Source organism: Streptomyces sp. NRRL S-646 (assembly GCF_000720765.1).
In the GTDB taxonomy this organism is placed as follows: domain Bacteria; phylum Actinomycetota; class Actinomycetes; order Streptomycetales; family Streptomycetaceae; genus Streptomyces.
In genome coordinates this window covers 54,872-78,574 of the sequence record NZ_JODC01000024.1, presented here as the reverse complement: position 1 = coordinate 78,574, position 23,703 = coordinate 54,872, and the positions used below count along the sequence as shown (strand labels likewise).

The 23,703-nt window shown below is 70.2% G+C and carries 22 protein-coding genes; 10 read left to right on the top strand and 12 right to left on the bottom strand.

Annotation, left to right across the window (positions count from 1 at the left end; all coding sequences use genetic code 11):
• Window positions 1–15 precede the first annotated feature (15 nt).
• Window positions 16–5,049, bottom strand: a complete 5,034-nt coding sequence (locus tag IH68_RS0142660) for an ATP-dependent helicase (protein ID WP_030947320.1) — start codon at window positions 5,047–5,049, stop codon at window positions 16–18.
• Window positions 5,050–5,354: 305 nt separating this feature from the next.
• On the opposite strand from IH68_RS0142660, the gene IH68_RS0142655 reads away from it, so the two are divergent.
• From IH68_RS0142655 to IH68_RS0142645, 3 genes are read left to right on the top strand one after another with little or no spacing between them, the layout of a single operon-like run.
• Window positions 5,355–6,314, top strand: coding sequence for an AraC family transcriptional regulator (locus IH68_RS0142655; protein ID WP_030947318.1), 960 nt, complete (start codon window positions 5,355–5,357; stop codon window positions 6,312–6,314).
• Window positions 6,215–6,976: an AzlC family ABC transporter permease gene (locus tag IH68_RS0142650; RefSeq protein ID WP_051834000.1), complete on the top strand. Its 762-nt coding sequence runs from the start codon at window positions 6,215–6,217 to the stop codon at window positions 6,974–6,976. The genes IH68_RS0142655 and IH68_RS0142650 overlap by 100 nt, the downstream gene beginning before the upstream one ends.
• Window positions 6,973–7,281 carry an AzlD domain-containing protein gene (locus IH68_RS0142645; RefSeq protein ID WP_030947314.1) on the top strand — a complete coding sequence of 103 codons (309 nt, stop codon included), beginning with the start codon at window positions 6,973–6,975 and terminating at the stop codon, window positions 7,279–7,281. The genes IH68_RS0142650 and IH68_RS0142645 overlap by 4 nt, the downstream gene beginning before the upstream one ends.
• Before the next feature lie 11 nt (window positions 7,282–7,292).
• On the opposite strand, the gene IH68_RS0142640 is transcribed toward IH68_RS0142645, so the two are convergent.
• Window positions 7,293–8,237 (bottom strand): hypothetical protein, encoded by a 945-nt coding sequence (locus IH68_RS0142640; RefSeq protein ID WP_030947312.1) that lies wholly within the window; start codon window positions 8,235–8,237, stop codon window positions 7,293–7,295.
• Window positions 8,238–8,317: 80 nt separating this feature from the next.
• On the opposite strand from IH68_RS0142640, the gene IH68_RS0142635 reads away from it, so the two are divergent.
• Window positions 8,318–8,512 (top strand): DUF3046 domain-containing protein, encoded by a 195-nt coding sequence (locus IH68_RS0142635; protein ID WP_030947308.1) that lies wholly within the window; start codon window positions 8,318–8,320, stop codon window positions 8,510–8,512.
• A gap of 60 nt (window positions 8,513–8,572) precedes the next feature.
• Complete coding sequence (locus IH68_RS0142630; RefSeq protein WP_199931983.1) at window positions 8,573–9,841, top strand: AI-2E family transporter; 1,269 nt, start codon at window positions 8,573–8,575, stop codon at window positions 9,839–9,841.
• A gap of 30 nt (window positions 9,842–9,871) precedes the next feature.
• Here IH68_RS0142630 and IH68_RS0142625 read toward each other — a convergent pair whose 3' ends face one another.
• The gene (locus IH68_RS0142625; RefSeq protein ID WP_051833999.1) at window positions 9,872–10,663 is read right to left on the bottom strand and encodes a hypothetical protein; all 792 of its coding nucleotides are present in this window, start codon (window positions 10,661–10,663) and stop codon (window positions 9,872–9,874) included.
• A gap of 440 nt (window positions 10,664–11,103) precedes the next feature.
• Here IH68_RS0142625 and recA point away from each other — a divergent pair, with 440 nt between their 5' ends.
• Together recA and recX are read left to right on the top strand one after the other, a co-directional pair.
• Window positions 11,104–12,228 carry a recombinase RecA gene (gene recA / locus IH68_RS0142620; protein WP_030947296.1) on the top strand — a complete coding sequence of 375 codons (1,125 nt, stop codon included), beginning with the start codon at window positions 11,104–11,106 and terminating at the stop codon, window positions 12,226–12,228.
• Window positions 12,229–12,232: 4 nt separating this feature from the next.
• Window positions 12,233–13,186 carry a recombination regulator RecX gene (gene recX / locus IH68_RS54355; protein WP_199931982.1) on the top strand — a complete coding sequence of 318 codons (954 nt, stop codon included), beginning with the start codon at window positions 12,233–12,235 and terminating at the stop codon, window positions 13,184–13,186.
• Window positions 13,187–13,363: 177 nt separating this feature from the next.
• On the opposite strand, the gene IH68_RS0142610 is transcribed toward recX, so the two are convergent.
• The 4 genes from IH68_RS0142610 to IH68_RS59575 form a co-directional block, all read right to left on the bottom strand.
• Window positions 13,364–13,795 carry a rhodanese-like domain-containing protein gene (locus tag IH68_RS0142610; protein ID WP_030947290.1) on the bottom strand — a complete coding sequence of 144 codons (432 nt, stop codon included), beginning with the start codon at window positions 13,793–13,795 and terminating at the stop codon, window positions 13,364–13,366.
• Window positions 13,792–14,331 (bottom strand): cysteine dioxygenase, encoded by a 540-nt coding sequence (locus IH68_RS0142605; protein ID WP_030947288.1) that lies wholly within the window; start codon window positions 14,329–14,331, stop codon window positions 13,792–13,794. Before IH68_RS0142605 ends, IH68_RS0142610 begins: the two co-directional genes overlap by 4 nt.
• Window positions 14,332–14,408: 77 nt before the next feature.
• Window positions 14,409–14,456, bottom strand: a complete 48-nt coding sequence (locus IH68_RS60000; protein ID WP_309506048.1) for a hypothetical protein — start codon at window positions 14,454–14,456, stop codon at window positions 14,409–14,411.
• Between the two features lie 103 nt (window positions 14,457–14,559).
• Window positions 14,560–14,763, bottom strand: a complete 204-nt coding sequence (locus IH68_RS59575) for an Arc family DNA-binding protein (protein ID WP_078912862.1) — start codon at window positions 14,761–14,763, stop codon at window positions 14,560–14,562.
• Between the two features lie 17 nt (window positions 14,764–14,780).
• Here IH68_RS59575 and IH68_RS0142595 point away from each other — a divergent pair, with 17 nt between their 5' ends.
• Window positions 14,781–15,983, top strand: a complete 1,203-nt coding sequence (locus IH68_RS0142595; RefSeq protein ID WP_030947285.1) for an RNA-guided endonuclease InsQ/TnpB family protein — start codon at window positions 14,781–14,783, stop codon at window positions 15,981–15,983.
• 166 nt (window positions 15,984–16,149) lie between these two features.
• Here IH68_RS0142595 and IH68_RS0142590 read toward each other — a convergent pair whose 3' ends face one another.
• The 5 genes from IH68_RS0142590 to IH68_RS0142570 form a co-directional block, all read right to left on the bottom strand.
• Window positions 16,150–17,745: an FAD-dependent monooxygenase gene (locus IH68_RS0142590; protein WP_030947280.1), complete on the bottom strand. Its 1,596-nt coding sequence runs from the start codon at window positions 17,743–17,745 to the stop codon at window positions 16,150–16,152.
• Window positions 17,746–17,920: 175 nt separating this feature from the next.
• Window positions 17,921–18,850 carry an amino acid ABC transporter permease gene (locus IH68_RS0142585; protein ID WP_030947277.1) on the bottom strand — a complete coding sequence of 310 codons (930 nt, stop codon included), beginning with the start codon at window positions 18,848–18,850 and terminating at the stop codon, window positions 17,921–17,923.
• Window positions 18,847–19,512 (bottom strand): amino acid ABC transporter permease, encoded by a 666-nt coding sequence (locus tag IH68_RS0142580; RefSeq protein WP_030947275.1) that lies wholly within the window; start codon window positions 19,510–19,512, stop codon window positions 18,847–18,849. Before IH68_RS0142580 ends, IH68_RS0142585 begins: the two co-directional genes overlap by 4 nt.
• 117 nt (window positions 19,513–19,629) lie before the next feature.
• Complete coding sequence (locus IH68_RS0142575) at window positions 19,630–20,466, bottom strand: glutamate ABC transporter substrate-binding protein (protein ID WP_030947273.1); 837 nt, start codon at window positions 20,464–20,466, stop codon at window positions 19,630–19,632.
• Between the two features lie 65 nt (window positions 20,467–20,531).
• On the bottom strand, window positions 20,532–21,308 hold the full coding sequence (locus tag IH68_RS0142570; protein ID WP_030947272.1) for an amino acid ABC transporter ATP-binding protein: 777 nt from the start codon (window positions 21,306–21,308) through the stop codon (window positions 20,532–20,534).
• Window positions 21,309–21,603: 295 nt separating this feature from the next.
• Here IH68_RS0142570 and IH68_RS0142565 point away from each other — a divergent pair, with 295 nt between their 5' ends.
• Window positions 21,604–22,290 carry a response regulator transcription factor gene (locus tag IH68_RS0142565; RefSeq protein WP_030947271.1) on the top strand — a complete coding sequence of 229 codons (687 nt, stop codon included), beginning with the start codon at window positions 21,604–21,606 and terminating at the stop codon, window positions 22,288–22,290.
• Window positions 22,291–22,299: 9 nt separating this feature from the next.
• Window positions 22,300–23,703: a sensor histidine kinase gene (locus tag IH68_RS0142560; RefSeq protein WP_030947267.1), complete on the top strand. Its 1,404-nt coding sequence runs from the start codon at window positions 22,300–22,302 to the stop codon at window positions 23,701–23,703.

Here is a 23,703-nt window from a genome sequence, read left to right as displayed (position 1 = left end):
GCGGGGCCCTTGCGGTTAGGCCCGCAGCCGCAGGCCTCGTGGGGTTGCGATGAAGCCTGCTCCTTCCAGGAGGGTGCCGATGGGGGACGTCAGGGCCGAGGCGCCGTTGACCCGCTCCACCGTGACGGTGCCGAGAGAGCCCGCTTTGGCGGCTGCGGCCAGTGCCTGCGCGGCAGCCTGCAGGCGGGGGTCGTCGGTGGCGGTGCCTTCCGGGTCGGCGGGCCAGGCCAGCAGTGTCTTGCCGCCGCGCTCCATGTAGAGAGTCAGCTCACCGTCGACGAGGACCACCAGGGAGCCCGCCTTTCGGCCCGGCTTGTGCCCCGCACCGGTCGGGGGCTCCGGCCAGGGGAGCGCCGCGCCGTACGCGTTCGCCGGATCGGCTGCGGCGAGGACGACGGCACGGGAGTCGGGAGTGGGGCGGAGCCGGCGATCGGGGAAGGCGGAGCCGTACGAGCCGGGGCCGCTTCGGGGGCCGCCTGCGCCCGGGAGCGCGAGGTCGCGGGGCGAGACGTATTCGTCCCGGGAGGCGCGAGCGGGCGGGAGGCCGAAGTCGTCCTCGAAGCCGGTGATGTCGAACTCGGGCCGGTCCCGGCGGGCACGGTCCCCGCTCCGGGCGGTGCCGCTCCCCGAGTCGAAGCCGTCCGTCCAGTCGAAGGTGTCGGGATCGTCGGAGCCGTGGGGTGTGTGGCCGTGGGGCGTTCCGGCGCTTGGGTCGCCAGGCGAGGTGAAGGCGTGGGACGAGCTGAAGGGGTCGGCGGGGAAGCCGCTCGGTGTGCCGTCGGCCGACGGCTGCGGCAGGGTTTCGCCGCGGTCGCGGGCGTTGGACACCGCGCGCAGGCGGTCCACCGCGCCGTCCATCGCGAACTGCGCCGCGCCGAGCCCCTCCACCACATAGCCGCGCCGTGCCTGGCCGCTCTCCTCGAAGGCAGACAAGATGCGATACGTCGCCGAGAAGCCGCCCTCGACGCCTTCCGCGGAGACGGCGCCCCGGGTTACCACGCCGTGCCGGTCGAGGAGGGTGCGGGCGACGGCGTGCGCCCGCACCGTCGGGTCGGCCTCGCGTGCCGGGAGCAGGGACCAGCGGCCGGCGACGGTCGGTGGACCACTGCGGGAGGCGGGCCGGGCCGCGGCGGTCAGGGAGCCGTAACGCCCACGAGGGACGCTGCGCTTGGCACGGTGGGCCGTGGAGCCCGCGGTGCGGCCCGAGCCCAGCAGGGAGCGCATGGGGGCCAGCGTGTCGTTCGTGAGGTGTCCGGACCAGGCCAGATCCCAGACAGTGTCGGCGAGTTGGGGATCGGTGACGTCGGGGTGGGTGGTCGCGCGGACCTGGTCGGCGATCTGGCGGAAGAACAGGCCGTAGCCCCCGGAGAGGGCGTCCAGTACGGACTGGTGGAGCGCCGTCAGTTCCAGAGGGTGCGGTGGGGGCTGCAGCAGGGGAGCAGCGTCCGCCAAGTACAGGGAGACCCAGCCGTCCTTGCCCGGAAGGGCGCCTGCGCCGGCCCAGACGACCTCTCCGGCGGCGGTGAGCTCGTCGAGCATCGCGGGCGTGTAGTTGGCGACGCGGGACGGCAGCACCAGCTTCTCCAGGGCCGACGCGGGCACGGATGCACCCTGCAACTGCTCCAAGGCACGCACCAGTCCGTCGGCACCGCGCAGCCCGTGCCCCTTGCCGATGTGCTGCCACTGCGGCAGGAACTGGGCGAGCGCCGCCGGTGCCACCGGCTCCAGCTCGTGCCGCAACGCCGCCAGGGAACGACGGCGCAGTCGGCGCAGCACTGCCGCGTCGCACCACTCCTGGCCGATGCCTGCCGGATGGAACTCGCCCTGCACGACACGGCCGTTGGCCGCGAGGCGCTGCAGTGCGCCTTCCGTCACGGCCACGCCCAGGCCGAAGCGAGCCGCCGCTGTGGCCGATGTGAAGGGGCCATGGGCGCGGGCGTAGCGCGCGAGGAGGTCGCCGAGGGGGTCCTTCACCGGCTCTGTGAAAGCCTCCGGGACGCCGACTGGCAGGGCAGTGCCGAGGGCGTCGCGCAGGCGGCCCGCGTCCTCGATCGCCGCCCAGTGGTCCGCGCCGGCGACGCGGACCTTGATCGCGCGGCGGGCGCCGGCCAGCTCTTGCGCCCAGTGCGGCTCGGCGCCGCGCTCGGCCAGCTCGGCGTCGGTCAACGGGCCCAGCAGGCGCAGGAGGTCGGCGACACCCTCGGCGTCCTTGACACGCCGGTCCTCGGTGACCCACTGGAGTTCCCGCTCCAGCTCGGTCAGCACCTCGGCGTCGAGCAGTTCGCGCAGCTCCGCCTGGCCCAGCAGCTCGGCCAGCAGCCGCGAGTCCAGGGAGAGCGCGGCGGCGCGGCGCTCGGCGAGCGGTGAGTCTCCCTCGTAGAGGAACTGGGCGACGTACCCGAACAGGAGGGAGCGGGCGAAGGGGGAGGGCTCGGGGGTGGTGACCTCGACCAGGCGCACCTTCCGGGACTCCAGGTCGCCCATCAGCTCGACCAGGCCGGGGACGTCGAAGACGTCCTGGAGACACTCGCGGACCGCTTCCAGGACGATCGGGAACGAGCCGAACTCGCTGGCCACCTGGAGCAGTTGGGAGGCGCGCTGGCGTTGCTGCCACAACGGGGTGCGCTTGCCTGGATTGCGGCGCGGCAGCAGCAGCGCGCGAGCTGCGCACTCGCGGAATCGGGACGCGAACAGGGCGGAGCTGCCCACCTGGTCGGTGACGACCTGGTCGACCTCGCCCTTGTCGAAGACGACGTCCGCGGCGCCGACGGGTGCCTGATCTGCGTCGTACTCCGTGCCCGCCTTCATCGGCTCCTGGTCGAGCAGGTCCAGGCCCATGAGATCGGCGTCCGGGAGGCGCAGCACGATGCCGTCGTCGGCGTGCATGACCTGGGCGTCCATGCCGTACCGCTCGGAGAGCTTGGCGCCGAGGGCGAGTGCCCACGGCGCGTGTACCTGGGCGCCGAAGGGGGAGTGGACGACGACCCGCCAGTCGCCGAGCTCGTCGCGGAAGCGCTCCACGACGATGGTGCGGTCGTCCGGGACATGGCCGCAGGCCTCGCGCTGCTCGTCCAGGTAGGACAGGACGTTGTCCGCGGCCCAGGCGTCCAGGCCCGCCGCGAGGAGACGCAGGCGGGCGTCCTCCTTGGGCAGCGAGCCGACCTCGCGCAGGAACTGGCCCACCGCGCGGCCCAGTTCGAGCGGGCGGCCGAGCTGGTCGCCCTTCCAGAAGGGGAGCCGGCCCGGTACGCCCGGCGCGGGGGAGACCAGGACGCGGTCGCGCGTGATGTCCTCGATGCGCCAGGAGCTGGTGCCGAGCGTGAAGACATCGCCCACACGCGACTCGTAGACCATCTCCTCGTCGAGCTCGCCGACCCGGCCGCCGCCCTTCTTGGGGTCGGCTCCGGCGAGGAAGACCCCGAAGAGCCCCCGGTCGGGGATGGTGCCGCCGGAGGTGACGGCGAGGCGCTGAGCGCCGGGCCGGCCGGTGACCGTGCCGGCGACGCGGTCCCACACCACGCGCGGGCGCAGCTCGGCGAACGCGTCGGACGGGTAGCGGCCCGCGAGCATGTCGAGGACCGCCGTGAACGCCGACTCCGGGAGCGAGGCGAAGGGGGCGGCCCGGCGGACCGTGGCGAGCAGGTCGTCGACCTGCCAGGTGTCCAGGGCCGTCATCGCCACGAGTTGCTGCGCCAGCACGTCCAGAGGGTTGGCGGGGACCTTCAGGGATTCGATGGAGCCGGTGCGCATGCGCTCGGTGACCACCGCCGCCTGGACGAGGTCGCCTCGGTACTTCGGGAAGACCACGCCCGTGGAGACCGCGCCCACCTGGTGGCCCGCGCGGCCCACGCGCTGCAGGCCGGAGGCGACGGACGGCGGGGACTCCACTTGGACGACGAGGTCGACCGCGCCCATGTCGATGCCCAGCTCGAGGCTGGAGGTGGCGACCACGGCGGGCAGGCGGCCCGCCTTGAGGTCCTCCTCGACGAGGGCACGCTGCTCCTTGGAGACCGAGCCGTGGTGGGCACGGGCGATGACGGGTGGTGCGCCCTGGGCGGCTCCGGAGCCGCCCATGAGCTCGGCGGGGGCGTGGTGCTCGTCCAGGGTTTCGCCGGTGGCCCGCTCGTACGCGATCTCGTTGAGCCTGTTGCACAGACGCTCCGCGAGCCGGCGGGAGTTGGCGAACACGATCGTGGAACGGTGGGCCTGGACGAGGTCGGTGATCCGCTCCTCGACATGCGGCCAGATCGAGGGGCGCTCCGTGCCCTCCGATCCGTCGGCGACCGGGGAGCCGCCCAGCTCGCCCAGGTCCTCGACCGGGACGACGACCGAGAGGTCGAACTCCTTGCCCGACTTCGGCTGGACGATCTCCACCTTGCGGCGCGGTGACAGATAGCGCGCGACCTCGTCGACCGGGCGGACCGTCGCCGACAGGCCGATGCGGCGGGCCGGCTTCGGCAGGATCTCGTCCAGCCGCTCCAGGGAGAGCGCGAGGTGCGCGCCGCGCTTGGTGCCCGCCACCGCGTGCACCTCGTCGAGGATCACCGTCTCGATGCCGGTCAGCGCGTCGCGCGTGGCCGACGTCAGCATCAGGAACAGCGACTCCGGGGTGGTGATCAGGATGTCCGGGGGCCGGGTGGACAGGGCGCGGCGCTCGGCGGCCGGGGTGTCGCCGGAGCGGATGCCCACCTTCACCTCGGGCTCGGGCAGGCCCCGGCGCACGGATTCCTGGCGGATACCGGTCAGGGGGCTGCGGAGGTTGCGCTCGACGTCGACCGCGAGGGCCTTGAGCGGCGACACGTACAGGACGCGGCAGCGCTTCCTGGGGTCTGCGGGCGGCGGTGTGGAGGCCAGCTGGTCCAGGGCGGCGAGGAACGCGGCAAGGGTCTTCCCGGAACCGGTGGGGGCGACCACCAGCACGTCCGAGCCCTCTCTGATGGCCTGCCACGCGCCCGCCTGGGCCGCGGTGGGCGCGGAGAAGGCCCCCGTGAACCAGCCGCGGGTCGCGGGGGAGAAGCCGTCGAGGGCTCGGTGTGCGGAGCTGACCATGCGTCCATCCTGCACCCGGCCACTGACAATGGCTCTGGCCTGCGGGTTCGCTGCGTGGCGCTGCCCTGTGCTGGGTCAGGGCCGGGCGCGATGTGGTTCGTCGTGGGTCGGGGTCGCGGCGGTGCGGCGAGCCCGCCGCCCGCGGGAGATCGGCCTGGCGTCCGAGGGCGCCGGCGGCGGGATGAAGTAAGCGGCGGGCTGCGCCGCACCGCCGCGACCCGCTCCCGTGCGTCGGCGGCTGCGGTGGGTGGGGGTGGGTGCGGACGTGAGGGCTGCTTTGTATCGGGCTGGCGGAGAATGGAGGTATGGCGGGGTCGGAAAAGGAGTTGGCTCGGCACTGGCAGTACGCCGAACTGCCCGGGGTCGATCTGCTGCGCGCCCGGTACGTCCGCAAGGAGTTCGTGCGGCACACGCACGAGAACTTCGTCATTGCCGCCATCGCCGACGGGGTCGAGGTCTTTCACCATCGCGGGGCCGATCAGTACGCGGGGGCGGGGGCGCTCGCGCTCGTCAATCCTGATACGCCGCATACCGGGCGGGCCGGGGTGCCTGAGGGGTGGCGGTACGGGGCCGTGTATCCGTCGCCGGAGGTGGTGGCCGGGATCGCGGCTGAGACCACTCTCATCCGCGGGACGCCGGGGTTTGTCCTGCCAGTGCTCGACGATTCGTACACCGGGGCGCTCGTACATCAGGTGCTGCGGGCCGCGGAGGACGGCAATGCCCTGGCCGCCGACACGCTGCTGCGGGTCGCTGTGACGAGGCTCCTACGGCTCAATGGTGGGTCGTTGCCACAGCGCAAGGTGCGGACGGCGGGTGCCCGGATGGCGGCACGCGCGCGTGCCGTGTTGGAGGAGCGGCTGGCCGAGCCTCCGACTCTGGAGAGGCTTGCGGCCGATCTCGGCACCAGTCCGTTCGCGCTGCTGCGGGCGTTCCGGGAGGCCTACGGGATGCCGCCTCATGCCACGGACGCGCGGGTGCGGCGGGCGCGGCGGCTGCTGGACGCCGGTACAACGCCCGCGGAGGCTGCCGTCGCCGTCGGGTTCACCGATCAGCCGCACCTGAACCGGCACTTCACCCGGATCGTCGGCGTGCCCCCTGGGGCGTACCGGCGTGAGCGCAAGAACGTACAAGACGCGCGGGGGCGACTGCTCCTACCGTCCGGTGCGTGGCAGAACAGACAGCTTTCGCAGGCAAACGTCCGGAAGCCGGAGGAAAGGCGGACTCCGCCGTCGTACGGGACGCCCTCGGAGTCGGCGTCGCCGTAGGACTGTCCGGCTTCGCCTTCGGGGTGACCTCGGCCGGCAGCGGGCTCACGCTGCTGCAGACATGCGCGCTCAGCCTCCTCGTGTTCACCGGCGCATCCCAGTTCGCCCTTGTGGGGGCGCTCGCGGCCGGGGGCAACCCGCTCACGGCAGCGGCGGGCGCCTTCTTCCTGGGGGTGCGCAACGCCTTCTACGGACTCCGGCTGTCCCAGTTGCTGGCACTCCCGCGCGCGGTGCGGCCGTTCGCGGCCCAGTGGGTCATCGACGAGACGACCGCGGTCGCGCTGGCGCAGCCCACGCGGCGGGGTACGCGCATCGGGTTCGCCGTCACCGGGCTCAGTCTGTACCTGCTGTGGAACCTCACCACGTTCCTCGGTGCACTGGGCGCCGACGCCATCGGGGACACCGACGCATGGGGCCTCGACGCCGCCGGGCCGGCCGTCTTCCTCGCTCTGCTCGCGCCGATGCTCAAGACCACCACCGAGCGCGCGGTGGCCGGCCTCGCCGTCCTTCTGGGGCTCGGTCTGCTGCCCGTGCTGCCCGCCGGAGTGCCCGTCCTGGTGGCCGCGCTGGCAGCGCCCGCCGTTCTCTGCCTGGAGGGTCGCCGCAGGGGCACGTCACGCAAGGAAACACACGAGACCGACGTACCAGAGGAAGACCGTTGAACACCTGGATCGCGATCGGCGCGACCGCCTTGGGTTGTTACGCCGTCAAGCTCGCCGGACTGCTCGTACCCGCGGGTGCGCTCGAGAAGCCGCTCGTCAGGCGTCTGGCCGCGCTGTTGCCGGTGGCCCTTCTCGCCGCCCTCACGGCCCAGCAGACCTTCGCCGACGGGCACGCCCTGGTGCTCGACGCGCGGGTTGCAGGGCTCGCCGCAGCCGCCCTGGCGCTGGTCCTGCGCGCCCCGTTCCTCCTCGTCGTGGCGGCGGCTGTAGTGGTGACCGCCGGGGTGCGTGCCATGGGCGGGTGACGGCGCCCAGGTCAGCCGATGGGACGCCCGTGCGCCCTGAGGGTGTGAAGCGCCTCGATCGTCGCCATGGGGCGAGCCTCGAGGGTGGTCCCCGGCGCCCACTGGCGCCACCGGACAGGCCAGCCGCCGTCCTCGTGCTGCGCGTCCGCGAGGAAGTCGAGGGAACGCGTCATCTCCGCATCCGTGAACCACGCGCGCGCCAGAGAGCTCGGTGTCTTCGCATAGTCGTGCGGGAAGTGGTGCTCGTCGGGCCCGTATCCGGGGGCGACCGGGTACGCGTCGAGACGGTCGGGCTCCAGAGCCGCGAGCCGGTGTTCACGCACCAGGCGGCCGAGGCGGTCGGCGGCCGCCTCCGCGCGCGGGCGGTCGGGAGCGGAGTCCAGGAAGGCCACGGCGGCCTCGATCTCGTAGGGGTGGGACTTCTCCAGCGACTCGACCGCATGCCAGCAGAAGTCGGTGGCCCTGAACAGCCAGGCGTGCCACACCTCGTTGCGGTGCAGCAGGCCCACCACCGGCCCCGTGGTGAGGAGTTCGCTGGGCGGATCGTCCACGATGGGCATGAAGGGGGCCGCCGGATAGCCGCGCTGGCTGGGATGGATCGCCGGCAGGGCACCATCTGTCGTGGACACGGCGGTCAGATAGCGGCACACACGCTCGACCCGCTGTCCGCCACAGCGCCCGATGGCGTCCAGAACACGCAGCGCGTGCACGGTGTGCAGCGGCTGGCTGACGGGGCCGCGCAGATCGGGCTCCAGCGCATGGCCGTACCCGCCGTCCTCGTTGCGGTACGCGTCCAGCGCGGTCTCCACCGGGTCGGCGCCCCCGTTCAGGAAGTGGTACGCGAAGAGGCGCTGTTCCAGCACGCGCGCGGTGAGCCAGACGAAGTGCTCGGCGCGGAAGAGCGGGGAGCGTGCCGGGGGAGTGGCAGGGAGTGGGGAAGCTCCTGTTTCGGACATGCGTCAGACCGTAGGGCGGAAAGCGGTCTCGGCAAGGGGTCCCGGCTCAGGCCCACCCCCAGGGGCGGGATACTGGAGTCATGCGGTTGACGGTCTTCTGGCAGCGGATGGCGGATCACTTCGGTCCGGGATACGCCGACACCTTCGCACGCGACCACGTGATGGCGGAGCTCGGCGGTCGCACGGTGCACGGAGCGCTGGACGCAGGCTGGGATGCCAAGGACGTGTGGCGAGTGGTCTGCACGGTCATGGACGTTCCGCGGGAGAAGCACTGATCGGTCACGAAGATCGCAGGACGGTAGTTGATTGTCAGACCAGTGGGCGAGACTTGATCCGTGGCACCCACTGACGAGGCCGGGCAGACGCCCCAGCACGCATCCCCGTTCGGCACGACGCCGCCCGGTCGGCCCCCGGCCGACGCCGCCGGGCCGAGCGCCAGCATGCCGCGCTGGCTGCCGCGCGCCGTGGTGCTCGTCCTCGCCCTCTACGCGGCGTTCCAGCTGGGCACTTGGGCCTTCCATCAGCTCACCGGCCTGCTGATCAATATCCTCATCGCGTTCTTCCTGGCTCTGGCCATCGAGCCCGCGGTGAGCTGGATGGCCTCGCGCGGTATACGCAGGGGGCTGGCGACAGGCTTCGTCTTCCTGGCCGTAATGATCATGGCGGCGGGCTTCGTCACCCTTCTCGGTTCCATGCTCGCGGGCCAGATCATCAAGATCGTCGAGGAGTTCCCGAACTACCTCGACTCCGTCATCAACTGGATCAACACGCACTTCCACACCGAACTCAGACGCGTTGACGTCCAGGAGGGCCTGCTCCGCTCCAACTGGCTGCGCAACTACGTGCAGAACAGCGCCACCGGTGTACTGGACGTGTCCGCCCAGGTCATCGGCGGTCTCTTCCAGCTGCTGACGATCACGCTGTTCTCGTTCTACTTCGCCGCGGACGGCCCGCGGCTGCGCCGCGCGATCTGCTCCGTACTGCCGCCCGCGCGCCAGGCCGAGGTGCTGCGTGCGTGGGAGATTGCCGTCAACAAGACCGGCGGTTACATCTACTCGCGCGGCCTGATGGCGCTCATCTCCGGCATAGCGCACTACATCCTGCTGCAGATCCTGGGGGTGCCCTACGCGCCCGTGCTCGGCGTCTGGGTGGGCCTGGTCTCCCAGTTCATCCCGACCATCGGCACCTACCTCGCGGGCGCCCTGCCCATGCTGATCGCCTTCACGGTCGATCCCTGGTACGCGCTGTGGGTGCTGATCTTCGTCGTGGTGTACCAGCAGTTCGAGAACTACATGCTGCAGCCCAAGCTGACCGCGAAGACCGTCGACATCCACCCGGCCGTCGCCTTCGGTTCGGTCATCGCCGGCACCGCGCTCCTCGGCGCCGTGGGCGCGCTGATCGCCATCCCCGCGGTCGCCACGTTGCAGGCGTTCCTGGGGGCGTATGTGAAGCGGTACGCCGTCACGGACGATCCTCGTGTCCACGGGCACCGGCGAGGCGGATCAAGGCCGGGTCTGCTCACGCGCGCGCGGCAGTTGTGGATACGGCGGCCGGGGCCGGCACAGGACGAAGCGGTGGAAGCCGGGGAGGGTTCCTCCTCCTGAGGCACGGCCCGATGAGCGGGCGCCACTCACTCAGTACGTGAGAACGGCCCACACCCCAGCGCCGATGACGGCAGCCACGTAGCAACCGGTCGCCGCGGCCACGATCCGCCTCCGCACCGGCTCGCTCCAGGACGTGCCGGACAGCAGCCGTGCCAGCACCGGCAGGACGAGCACCGCGTGCAGGCTGACTCCGTGCAGAGGCTTGAGCGGGGCCGTCGAGTGGTAGGCCGCCTCCTGGTGGCCGGTACGGGTGAGCACGACACCGCGCGCGATCATCGCGGCGCCCGAAGCGAGCGCGACGAGCAGGATCGCGAAGCCGGAGCGCACCGCGAGCGCCATCCCCGCGGGACCTGCGGGCCGGTGGCGGAACGAGGTGACAGCGAACACGGTGAGCAGCACCACGAGGACGCCACCGCCCACCGCGAGCGTCATGGACACCGCGGTGTCGAACGGTGTCTCCATGTCGAGGTGCGAGGGCACCCGGCGCCAGGCCTGAAGGGTGATGCCGCCGACCTCCACGACGCAGTCGGCGGCGAACACGACGAGCAGCAGGGCGCGCAGCCGCGAACCGATGCGCAGATACGACGTCACCCAGGTCACCGCGATCAGCGTCGCCCCGAAGGAAAGCCCGAACGTGACGGGCTTGCGCCAGGAGACGGGCCCGTCCCAGGAGCCGCCGTCGACGGCGAACACCACCAGGTGCACGAGGCCGGAGAGGATCAGGAGAAGGCCGACGGCGTGGCAGAGGAGCTCCGCCGGGCGGGATCCCGACCACCAGGCCACCGGGGCCGACGGGCGCGTCGGCACCGTGGAGGCTGTCATCAGGCCCGCCCTCCCGTCCGTAGCGCGACTTCCGCGTGCTGCCCTGCCGCACGCTCGGACGGGTTTCTTGGTCTCCATGCCTTCAGCCTTGTGAGACCGCCCCCTCCGGTCATCGTCCGACCGAAGACACCCGCCGTACGCCGCGGGGAGTAGCCGAACGGGGACGCAGGCACGAACAGCGGCCGCATGGCCAGGAGTCCGGCCTGTTGTCGGACCGCGGACGTAGGGTCGGAGGTGTCGCGTGGGGCGCTTGACACAAAAATCGAACATCCATTCTTATGGAGGCTCCGGCGAAGCTCTCCACGGGTGATTCGACACGGTTTTGAAAGAGATGTACCCGAGTTATCCACAGGCCGGACGGGCGTCGGGGCGCATTGTCAGTGGCAGGCGTTAGCGTCTTTGACGTGAAGCGATCGACTCAAGCAAATCGGGTGGAACCCATGGCAGGAACCGACCGCGAGAAGGCCCTGGACGCCGCGCTCGCACAGATTGAACGGCAGTTCGGCAAGGGCGCAGTAATGCGCATGGGCGAGCGGCCGAACGAGCCCATCGAGGTCATCCCCACCGGGTCGACCGCACTCGACGTCGCGCTCGGCGTCGGCGGCATTCCCCGCGGCCGAGTGGTGGAGGTGTACGGCCCGGAGTCCTCCGGCAAGACGACCCTGACCCTGCACGCGGTGGCGAATGCGCAGCGGGCCGGAGGCCAGGTGGCCTTCGTGGACGCGGAGCACGCCCTCGACCCCGAGTACGCGCGAAAGCTCGGCGTCGACGTCGACAACCTGATCCTGTCCCAGCCGGACAACGGCGAGCAGGCTCTGGAAATCGTGGACATGCTGGTCCGCTCCGGCGCCCTCGACCTGATCGTCATCGACTCCGTCGCCGCGCTCGTCCCGCGCGCGGAGATCGAGGGCGAGATGGGCGACTCCCACGTGGGTCTGCAGGCCCGTCTGATGAGCCAGGCGCTGCGGAAGATCACCAGTGCGCTCAACCAGTCCAAGACCACGGCGATCTTCATCAACCAGCTCCGCGAGAAGATCGGCGTGATGTTCGGCTCCCCGGAGACCACGACCGGTGGCCGGGCGCTGAAGTTCTACGCCTCGGTGCGCATGGACATCCGCCGCATCGAGACCCTGAAGGACGGCACGGACGCGGTCGGCAACCGCACCCGGGTCAAGGTCGTCAAGAACAAGGTCGCCCCGCCCTTCAAGCAGGCCGAGTTCGACATCCTCTACGGCCAGGGCATCAGCCGCGAGGGCGGCCTGATCGACATGGGCGTGGAGCACGGCTTCGTCCGCAAGGCCGGCGCCTGGTACACGTACGAGGGCGACCAGCTCGGCCAGGGCAAGGAGAACGCGCGCAACTTCCTGAAGGACAACCCCGACCTGGCCAACGAGATCGAGAAGAAGATCAAGGAGAAGCTGGGCGTCGGCGTACGTCCGCAGGAGCCCACCGCTGAGCCGGGCGCGGACGCTGCCGTCTCCGCCACCGCGGACGAGGCCGCGAAGGTGCCGGCCCCGGCGCCGGCCAAGGCGGCGAAGGCCAAGGCCCCGGCTGCCAAGAGCTGACCCCGTGACACGGCGAACCGACTGGGCCGAGTACGCCGACCAGGACACTCCGCGCATGCGGGGCGGGGGAGGCGACGGGGGTTCTGCCGGGCTGGGCGGCGATGCATACGAGGACAATGCGGGGCGCGGCACGGACGGGGGACACGGCCGCGCGGAGTCGTACGGCACGGGGGGCTCGCACGGCGACAGCGCATACCGGGACGGCGGGTCGTACGGGGACGACCGGTCGTACGGCGAGGGCGAGTCGTCCGGGGGCGGGGAGTGGCCGGACGATGGCTCGGTGCGTGGCTCCGGCCCGTCCGGCGGTCGCTCGCGCCGTCGTGGCGGCGCGGCCCGTGATGGCGCGGGGCGTGGTGCGGGCGGTTCCCGCGGACGTCGGCAGCGACGTCGTGGCGAGCCGTCCGGTGAGGACGGGGGCACCTCCTCCTCGTCGAGGGCCGAGCAGGAGGAGTCCTCAGGGGACCCGGTGGAGCGAGCGCGGGCGATCTGCTTGCGCCTGCTCACCGGGACCCCGCGCACGCGCAAGCAACTCGCCGACGCGCTGCGCAAGCGGGAGATTCCGGACGCGGCCGCGGAGGAGGTGCTGTCGCGGTTCGAGGAAGTCGGGCTGATCAACGACAGCGCGTTCGCGGACGCCTGGGTGGAGTCCCGGCACCACGGCCGGGGGCTCGCCCGGCGGGCGCTGGCCCAGGAGCTGCGGACCAAGGGCGTCGACTCCACGCTGATCGACGCGGCAGTCTCCCAGCTCGACTCGGAGCAGGAAGAAGCGACGGCACGCGAACTAGTCGCCCGCAAGTTGCGCTCCACGCGCGGCCTCGACCGCGAAAAGCGGCTGCGCCGCCTCGCGGGCATGCTCGCCCGCAAGGGCTACTCCGAGGGCATGGCGCTGCGGGTGGTCCGGCAAGCGCTGGAGGAGGAGGGGGAGGACACGGAGTTCCTCGGGGAGGAGGGGTTCTGACGGGGCAGGAGCCATCGAGGCGTGGCCGCCGGGATGCCTGCCACGCTCAGTAGGGCGTGACCGTCGAACCCGGCGGCGTTCCCTTTTCTAGCCAGTGCTTTCGTCGCCCGCATCGAGGCCATGTCGGACGGCGAGTGAGTACCGGCGTCGGCGACGACCGATAGGCCGACCGAGCGCCTATGACGCCACTGGCAGCCCCGCCGCCTTCCACGCCTGGAACCCGCCGACGAGATCGGTGGCCCGTCCCAACCCCAAGCCGTGCAGCGATGCCGCCGCGAGGCTCGAGGCGTACCCCTCGTTGCAGATCACCACGACCCGCACCTCGTGACTCGTGGCCTCCGGCACGCGGTGGCTGCCCTGCGGGTCGAGGCGCCACTCCAGCTCGTTGCGCTCGACGACGAGGGCGCCCGGGATGAGGCCGTCCCGCTCGCGCAGGGCGGCGTATCGGATGTCGACCAGGAGGGCCTCGCCGGCGCGAGCAGCGTCGTACGCCTCCTTCGGCTCGATCCGCTCGTAGCCCCCGCGCACCCGCTCCAGCAGCTCGTCGATGCCGACGGGCTGATCGCCCGCACCGCCCGCTTGCCCGCGGACCGGACCGTCGCCGCTCACTGCCAGTCCTCCGGGCGCTCGACCTGCTCCAGGCGCAGGACCTGGCCGACGCGGCTGTAGCGGCGGATCTGCGGCAGCGGCGGGTAGTAGGCGTGAACGGAGACCGCGTGCTGGTCGGTGGACTCGTTGAGCACCTCGTGGACGTGATGGCGCCCGAAGGCACGCCCCTTGCCGGTCGGCAGCCGCCGCTCGCGGTCCACGCCCTCGGTGAGCTCCAGGGTCTTCCAGCCGTCGGCGGGCAGACGGGCGGCGAGCGAGTTCTCCTTGAGCTCACCGGCCGCCGTCACGAAGGCGCCGACGGACTCGGCGTGGTCGTGCCAGCCGGTGCCCGTGCCTGGCGGCCAGCCGATCAGCCAGGCCTCGCTGCCGCCGGGCCCCTCCAGGCGCACCCAGGTGCGGCCCTCGGGATCGAGCGGGAGTGAGGCGATCAGCTCCGCGTCGGCGGCCGTACGCCGTACGAAGTCGAGGAGGTCCGCCTGCGTCGGGACCTGGGCGGGGGCGGCGGTGGAGGGAGGGGCAGAAGGAGAGACAGACACGTGGCACCGTCCTGAAGAAGAGTTCGCGGGGGCGCGCGTCAGCACTGGAAGGCGCGCGGAAGGAGTGGGATGCGAATTCAGCAGGACGGGCGACACACGCAGCCCGCGTAGCGGACGAGGTCCATATGGACCCTCCGCCACAGGCGCGCAAAGGTGTCGGTCACGATCCGGAGTACACCATTGACGGTGCAGAGCGGTCAACTCACCGTCATGGGATGTCTCCTGTGTTCAGGCAGGTGAAGAGCCCGGGTTCTCGTGCTGCGGAGCACTGGTCGGTTTGGCATCGGGCGCGTCGGCGGTCTCCGTAGGAGTACTGAGAGCGGCGTCCAACAGGTGCAGGATTTCCGAATTGATGGAGCGCCGGTCGGCGGCTGCCCGTGCAGTTAGCCGGGCATGCAGATCTTCAGGAATGCGCAACGCAAATCGAATCATGATGCTAGTTTGACATCATGGCGACGTCACCAACAGACCGGGATGTCGGACATGCCCGATACGCCTATCGGCTCCGCGTGTCGGGCGGCGCTCAAGCGGCCCTGCTCGGTGAGTGGGACCGGTGCCGCTGGATTTGGAACGAGTGCGTGGCCCGCTCGAAGAACGCGTACGCCAACGGTGAGAAGATCGGCCCGGCCGCACTGGACAGGATGTTGACCGAGGCGCGGGCAGTCACTCCGTGGCTCCGTGAAGGCAGTAGCGTGCCGCAGCAGCAGCTCATCCGTGACTTCGGCAAGGCCCGGTCCAAGGCGATCAAGGACATCAAGGACCGGTTGCCGATGCATCGGCGGGCAGGGATGCCGAGGTGGAAGAGGAAGCGCAAAGCTCTGCCAACGCTGAACTACACAAAGCGCGGTTTCCGGCTCAAGGATGGCAAGCTGCATCTCGCTGGCGGAATCATCCTGACTGTTGTGTGGTCGCGTGACCTTCCCGCTGCACCGACGTCCGTCCGCGTGTATCAGGACAGCATCAGGCACTGGTACTGCTCGTTCGTCGTCCCTGTCTGTGTGCAACCGCTGCCGGAGACCGGCTGCGTGATCGGCATCGACTGGGGTGTGAGGGTGACCGCGACCACCACCAGCGCCATGCATGACCTACCCCATCCTGCGCACGGCAGGAAGGCTAAAGAGAAGCTGAGCCGGTACGACCGAATGATGGCTCGGCGTAAGTCGAAGAGGGGGCAGGCGAGCTCCAAGGGTTACCGAAAGGTCAAACGTCCGTGTGTCAAGCTGCACAAGAAGGTCGCCCGGCAGCGCCAGGACACGGGTCGTAAATGGGCCAAGAGAGTCGTTCTCGATCACGATGCCCTTGCGGTCGAGGACTTCAAGCCGAAATTCCTTTCGAAGACGATGATGGCCCGCAAGGCCGCCGACGCCGCCATCGGAGCTACCAAGACAGCTCTGATCGAGATGGGGCGTAAGCACGGGCGATCCGTGCACCTGGTACATCCTGCGCACACCACGATGGACTGCGGACGCTGCGGAGCGAGAGCCAAGCACGCACTGCCGCTGGGTGAGCGCACCTACACATGCACCGCGTGTGGCGCTGTCTCACCGAGAGACAAGAACTCCGCCCGCGTGATGCTCGTCCGGGCTGGTCTGGCCCCGGCTGGTGTCGATCGTGTCAGACCTGGTCGCTCGCTGAGCGATCAGGCAGCGTGAGTCAGGGATCCCCACTTATGCCTGAGGGAGCATGCATCTCTCTGGAGGGGAGCAGTCAATATGTGGACCGTAGGGACTGATTCCGTGCGCGGGGCAGTACTCGCCATAGAGTGTGGCCGCTGATTGATGATTCTGCCGCGGCCGCATGACGATGCTCTGGGGCTCATCAGCGCGATCCGGCCTTGGCTTCGGCCTCCGCCTTCGCCGGTCCTCCCAGCGTCGCCTCCGCCGCCGAGTAGAGGTCGGCCGGGCGCACCCCGCCCAGCGCCGTGACCAGGCGCCCGTCCGGGCGTACCAGCAGCACGGTGTGGGCGGCCGCACCGGGATAGCTCTCGGCGACCAGCAGCTCGGCGTGGTGCGGCAGCGCGGCCACCGCGGCCGCCAGCCGGGGCATGATCCCGGCGGACATCCAGTGCTTGCGGTCCCACACCCCCGTACCCGGCGCGATCAGCACCACCAGCAGGGCGTCGCGCCCGAGCCGGTCCCGCAGCTGCACGAAGGTGCCGTCCTCCGCTGTGACCCGCACATCGGTGACCGGCTCGCCGGGCGCCGTGTCCACGGGGACCTCGGCTTCGAGGTGCCGGGGCGCGAGCGGGGAGGCGGCGTACGCTCCCGGCGCACCAAGCGTCCCGCGTCCCAGGTGACCGTCCGTGAGTAGCGCGTCGTGGCCGCGGGCCGAGCCGGGCAGGCGCAGCCCTCCGCCGCCGCGCAGCAGCGGCAACGCCTGGTCGGCCGCGCGCAGCCGGCCCGCGACGACGCCGCGTCGCTCCGCCTGGTAGCTGTCGAGCAGCGCCTCGTGCGGCCCGTGGTGCCAGGCGAGCGCCAGCTTCCAGGCCAGGTTGTCGGCGTCCCTGAGCCCCTCGTCGAGCCCCTGCGCGCCCAGCGCGCCGAGCAGGTGCGCCGCGTCCCCCGCGAGGAAAACCCGGCGGACCCGCCAGCGGCGGGCCAGACGGTGGTGGACCGTGTGGACACCGGTGTCGAGGAGTTCGTACGGCGGCGTCGGGCCCCCGGTCCAGCCGGCCAGGGTCTCCCGGATGCGGGCGAGCAGCAGCTCGGGCGTGACCAGGTCCTTGCCCGGCGGCAGCAGCCAGTCCAGGCGCCACACGCCGTCCGGGAGGGGGCGGGCGGTCACCTCCCCGGCCGAGGGCCCGGACGTCCGCCACGGCGGCATCCGGTGGAGCAATGCTTCGTCCGCCCACGGAAGTTCCGTGCGCAGCGCGGCCACGGCGTGTCGCTCCACCGCGGTACGGCCCGGGAAACGGATGTCCTGGAGTTTGCGCACGGTGGAGCGCGGGCCGTCGCAGCCGACCAGGTAACTGCCGCGCCACCAGGTGCCCTTGGGGCCGCGGGTGTGGGCGGTGACCCCCGAGGCCTCCTGCTCGACAGTGTCGAGGCGGCTGTCCACGGCGACCTCGACGAGGGGCTCGGTGGCCAGGGCGGCGCGCAGGGCGCCGGTCAGGACGTGCTGGGCGATGTGCAGGGGGGCGGGTTCATGGTCGCCGAAGGTGACTTCGCGCATCACCTGCTTGCGTCGCATCGACCGCCATCCGGCCCAGTGGGCCCCTTCCCGCGCGAGCGGCTGGCCGGTCAGCCGCTCCATCAGGGCGGCGGTGTCCTCGCGCAGGACCACGGTGCGCGCGGGGCGTGGTTCGTCCTTGCCGGGGCCTTCGTCCAGCACGACGCAGGGCACTTCCTGACGGGCCAACGCCAGGGCGAGCGTGAGCCCGACGGGTCCCGCTCCGACGATGATCACCGGGTCCACGGCGCGGCGCCCCCTGCCCGCGGCGGCGTCCTGACGGACGTATGTGAACAGGAAGTTGGAGCAGGGTGCACGATCACAGAACGTATGCAACCCATTGGCGGGGTTTGCGTCAAGCGACGGAGGCAGTGGCGATCATGCCACTGCCTCCGTGTCGTCCGTGCTGTTTGACTGGCCGTCAGAGATAGGTCCGGGTACCGGGGAGGCCGCCGCCTTCCCCACCGGTCCCGAAGCCACCGCCCACCGCGGCCGGATTGACCTCCACCGTGTCCTCGCTGAGGACCGCGCCCGTGCTCCTCTTGCTGCGCCGCAGCCTGCCCTCCAGCCAGCTCGCGAAGCTGGTGAGGAGGAAGTTGACCACGATGTAGATGATCGCCACTCCGATGAAGCTCTGGATGACGTCGGCGTAGTTGGCGGCGAAGGTGCTGCGTGCGTTGAGCAGCTCCGCGTAGCCGAGCAGGACGCCACCCAGCGCGGTGTCCTTCACGATGACCACCAGCTGGCTGACGATGGCCGGCAGCATGGCCGTCACCGCCTGCGGAAGCAGGATGCTGGTCATCGTCTGGCCCTTGCGCAGACCGATCGCGTACGCGGCCTCCGTCTGCCCCTTCGGGAGCGCCAGGATGCCGGCCCGGACGATCTCGGCGAGGACCGAGGCATTGTAGAGCACCAGGCCGGTCACGACCGCGAACAGGGGCCGGTCCTCGGCGGTTACGTTCGTGTAGCGGGCGTAGAACTCGTTCGCGAACAGCATCAGCAGGAGCACCGGGATCGAGCGGAAGAACTCGACCACCACTCCGGCCGGCACCCGCACCCACCGGTGGTCGGACATACGCGAGATGCCGAAGAAGGCGCCCAGCGGAAGGGCGATGATCATGGCGAGTGCCGCGGCCTTCAGGGTGTTGCCGAGGCCGGGCAGCAGATACGTCGTCCACGCGTCGGATGTGGTGAACGGCTGCCACAGGGACCACTTCAGCTGGCCCTTGTCGTCCATCACTCGCCAGATCCACCACGCCAGGAGGGCGAGTAGAGCGACGAAGACCACCGACAGGAGGACGTTGCGCCGCTTGGCCCGGGGGCCGGGGGCGTCGTAGAGGACCGAGCTCATCGCTTCACCGCCAGTCGCTTGCCCAGCCAGCCGAGGATGAGGCCGGTGGGAAGGGTCAGAACCACGAACCCGAAGGCGAAGACCGCGGCGATGAGCAGCGTCTGAGCCTCGTTCTCGAACATTGTCTTCATCAGAGCGGCGGCCTCGGCCACGCTGATCGCGGCCGCGACGGTGGTGTTCTTGGTCAGCGCGATCAGCACGTTGGCCAGCGGGCCGATGACCGAACGGAACGCCTGCGGCAGCACGATGAGCCGGAGGGTCTGACTGAAGCTCAGGCCGATGGCGCGGGCCGCCTCGGCCTGCCCGAGCGGGACCGTGTTGATGCCGGACCGCAGCGCCTCACAGACAAAGGCAGAGGTGTAGGCGATGAATCCGAGCACCGCCAGCCTGAAGCCCTGCACCTTGAAGTCGGAAGCGCCCAGCGTCACGCCGAAGATGTCGGCGAGGCCGAGCGAGTTGAAGACGATGATGACCGTCAGGGGGATGTTCCGGACGATGTTGACGTAGGCGGTGCCGAACCCGCGCATCAGCGGGACAGGGCTGACCCGCATCCCGGCCAGCAGGGTGCCCCAGACCAGGGAGCCGAGGGCGGAGATGGCGGTGAGTTTCACCGTCATCCAGAACGCCCCCAGGACGTCATAACCTTGAAGAAAGTCGAACACGATCTCCCGCGCTTCCGGGTGTGTGGCGTACGAGGAGGGTGTGGCGCGCCGCCGCCGTGATCGCGGCTGGCGGCGGCGCGCCCCTGTGGAACCCTGCGGTGGCTGCGGTTTCCTGGACTACTGGACGATGACGCCGATCTTCGGGGCGGGCTCGTACTTGTAGTTGGCCGGGCCGAAGTTCTTCTCGACGTCCTTCTTCCAGGTGCCGTCGCTGACCATGCTCGTCAGGGCGTCGTTGATCTTGTTGACGGTCGCGGTGTCACCCTTCTTCACGCCGATGCCGTAGTTCTCGTTGCTGAGCTTGAGCCCGAGGAGCTTGAACTGGCCCTTGTACTGGGCCTGCGAGGCGTAGCCCGCGAGGATCGAGTCGTCTGTGGTCAGCGCGTCCACGGCGCCGCTCTGGAGGCTGGAGACGCACTCCGAGTAGCCGCTGTTCTCCTTGAGGTTGACCTTGGGAGCGATCTTCACAATCTTCTGCGCCGAGGTGGAGCCGGTCACGGAGCACAGCTTCTTGCCGTTGAGGTCCGTGCCCTTGGTGATCTTCGAGTCGCTCTTGACCAGCAGGTCCTGGTGGGCCAGGAAGTAGGGGCCGGCGAAGTCGACCTTCTGCTTGCGCTCGTCGGTGATCGAGTACGAGGCAACGATGAACTTGACGTCGCCGCGCTGCAGCGCGTTCTCGCGGTCGGCGCTCTTGGTCTCGACGAATTCGATCTGGTTCGGCTTGTAGCCGAGCTTCCCGGCCACATAGGTCGCCACGTCCACGTCGAAGCCGGAGAAGGAACCGTTCGGCTCCTTCAGGCCGAGGCCCGGCTGGTCGTACTTGATGCCGATCTTGATCTTCTTGCCGCCACCGGACGAACTGCTGCTGTTGTTGTCGCTCGACCCACAAGCCGTGGCACCCACAGCGAGGGCGAGCACGGCGGCCGAAGCGGCGGTGACCTTGCGGAGCTTCATGGTGAACATCCTTTGGCTGGTGAAGAGAGAGGGGCCGGCGGTGGCCGGCTGAGCGAGGCGAACCGTCAGTGGTGAAGGATCTTCGACAGGAAGTCCTTCGCCCGGTCGCTGCGCGGATTGCTGAAGAACTGGTCTGGCGCAGCCTCCTCGACGATTCGGCCGTCCGCCATGAACACCACGCGGTTTGCAGCCGATCGTGCGAAGCCCATCTCATGGGTGACGACGATCATGGTCATGCCGTCGCGGGCGAGCTGCTGCATGACCTCGAGGACCTCGTTGATCATCTCCGGGTCGAGAGCCGACGTCGGCTCGTCGAAGAGCATGACCTTCGGGTCCATGGCCAGGGCCCGCGCGATGGCGACGCGCTGCTGCTGGCCGCCGGAGAGCTGTGCGGGGTACTTGTCCGCCTGGGTGGCCACGCCGACCCGGTCGAGCAGGGCCCGGGCCTTCTCCTCGGCCTTCTTCTTGTCGGCCTTGCGGACCTTGATCTGGCCCAGCATCACGTTCTCGAGCACGGTCTTGTGCGCGAAGAGGTTGAAGGACTGGAAGACCATGCCGACGTCGGCGCGCAGCCGGGCAAGCTCCTTGCCCTCCTGGGGCAGCGCCTTGCCGTCGATCGTGATCGAGCCCGAGTCGACTGTTTCCAGGCGGTTGATGGTGCGGCACAGGGTGGACTTACCGGACCCGGAGGGCCCGATGACCACGACGACCTCGCCGCGGGCGATCGTCAGGTCGATGTCCTGGAGTACGTGCAACGCGCCGAAGTGCTTGTTGACGCTCTTCAGGACGACCAGTTCGCCGGTCGCGGCCACATCTTCCTTGGCCACCGATACTTCGGTCATCGCTATCGGGCTCCGTCCTCCTCGGTTTCGGAGGACAGTAGTAACCCCGTTCCACCAGCGTCATTACATCTGAGGGGAATCTGAGCATCACGATCCGATAGCAATCGGACACATGTCGTAGCAGATGCGCGGGGGCCGGTATCGGCCGGGTAACTAAAGCGGTCCGCAACCGGAACCCACTTGACGCCGTCCTCGTCCATCAGCGTGACTGCGTTGTGCACGCGCGCGTGCACACGTTCTTCCGTCCAGCTCTATCCATCCTGATCGTACGGCCGATGAACCGAAGGAGGCCCGGATGAGACTGCTCCTCGTCGAGGACGACAACCATGTCGCCGCCGCTCTTTCTGCGGTTCTGGCGCGGCACGGGTTCGACGTCACGCACGCGCGTAGCGGCGAGGAAGCTCTCCAGGCGCTCGTTCCGGAGGGCGACGGCTTCGGCGTCGTCCTGCTCGACCTGGGCCTGCCCGACCAGGACGGCTACGAGGTCTGCGGCAAGATCCGCAAGCGCACCGGCACCCCGGTGATCATGGTCACCGCGCGCTCCGACGTCCGCTCCCGTATCCACGGCCTCAACCTCGGCGCCGACGACTACGTCGTGAAGCCGTACGACACCGGGGAACTGCTCGCCCGTATCCACGCCGTCAGCCGGCGCAGCGTCCACGAGGACGCCGGGGCGGGCGGCGACCACGAGCTGCGCCTCGGGTCCATGCTCATCGAACTGCCCACCCGGCAGGTCAGCGTGGACGGTTCGGTTGTCCAACTGACCCGCAAGGAGTTCGATCTTCTCGCCCTCCTTGCGCAGCGCCCCGGGGTCGTCTTCCGCCGGGAGCAGATCATCAGCGAGGTGTGGCGCACCAGCTGGGAGGGGACCGGACGCACCCTGGAGGTGCACGTTGCGTCCCTGCGCGCCAAGCTGCGCATGCCGGCGCTGATCGAGACCGTACGCGGCGTCGGTTACCGGCTTGTCGCCCCGGCCTCGTAGCGTGCACGGGTGCGTACTCGTCTTCTTCCGCTGCTGATCGTCCTGATGGCGGCCGTGCTGCTAGCGCTCGGTATCCCGCTCGCCGTGAGCGTGGCCGCCGCTCAGCAGCAGAAGGTCGTCGTCGACCGGATCGACGACACGGCGCGCTTCGCGTCCCTCGCCCAGTTCGTCACGGACGCCTGCGCCTTCACGCGTACGTCCACGGACGAGCGACTCAAGACTCTGAGCAGTGAACTCGCCAGCTATTACGGCGTCTACGGCATCCGGGCCGGGGTGTTCTGCCGCACTGACATCCCCATGGCCCAGGCGCCGCAGGACTTCTACCTCCCCGACCAGGGCGAGGTGCGCGATGCCTTCGCCGAGGCCCTGCTCAGCCGCCGCAGCCACGACCCCAAGCAGGTGTGGCCCTGGCAGCGCCACCGCCTGGTCGTCGCCTCACCGGTCATCCGGGACGGCGATGTCGTGGCGGTCGTCGTCACCGACTCGCCCACCGGGGCGCTGCGTTCGCGGATCCTGCACGGCTGGCTGGTCATCGGCGTGGGTGAGATCGCCGCGATGCTGCTGGCCGTCGGCGCCGCGCTCCGGCTCACCGGCTGGGTGCTCAGGCCGGTACGGGTGCTGGACGCCACCACGCACGCGATCGCGAGCGGCCGCCTGAAGTCCCGAGTGGCGGCCGCCGGCGGTCCTCCGGAACTCCGGCGCCTGGCCCGCTCGTTCAACGAGATGGCGGACAACGTCGAGGACGTACTGGAGCAGCAGCGCGCCTTCGTCGCCGACGCCTCGCACCAGTTGCGCAACCCCCTTGCGGCGCTGCTGCTGCGCATCGAACTGCTCGCTCTCGAACTGCCGGAGGACAACGAGGAGATCGCATCGGTCCGCACCGAGGGCAAGCGCCTCGCGGAGGTCCTCGACGACCTGCTCGACCTGGCCCTGGCCGAGCACACCGAGGCCGACCTGCGGATCACCGACATCGGCGCGCTGACCGCCGAGCGCGTCGCGGCCTGGACGCCGACCGCTGAGGCCAAGGGTGTACGGCTGGTGGGAAACTGCCCGCCGACCACCGCCTGGGCCGACCCGGTCACGCTCTCCAGTGCCCTGGACGCAGTGATCGACAACGCGGTCAAGTTCACGCCGAGGGACGAGTGCGTCGAGGTCTCGGTCGCGGCCGACGGCGACAGCTCGACCGTCGTGGTCACCGACAACGGTCCGGGCCTGACCGACGAGGAACTCGCCCGCGTCGGCGACCGTTTCTGGCGCAGCAGCCGCCATCAGAACATCAAGGGCTCCGGCCTCGGCCTGTCCATCTCGCGCACGCTGCTCGCCGCGGGCGGCGGTTCGATCTCGTACGGCCGTCACGAGCCGCACGGGCTCACGGTGACGGTGTCCGTGCCGAGGAACAGCCCGGCCGTTTGA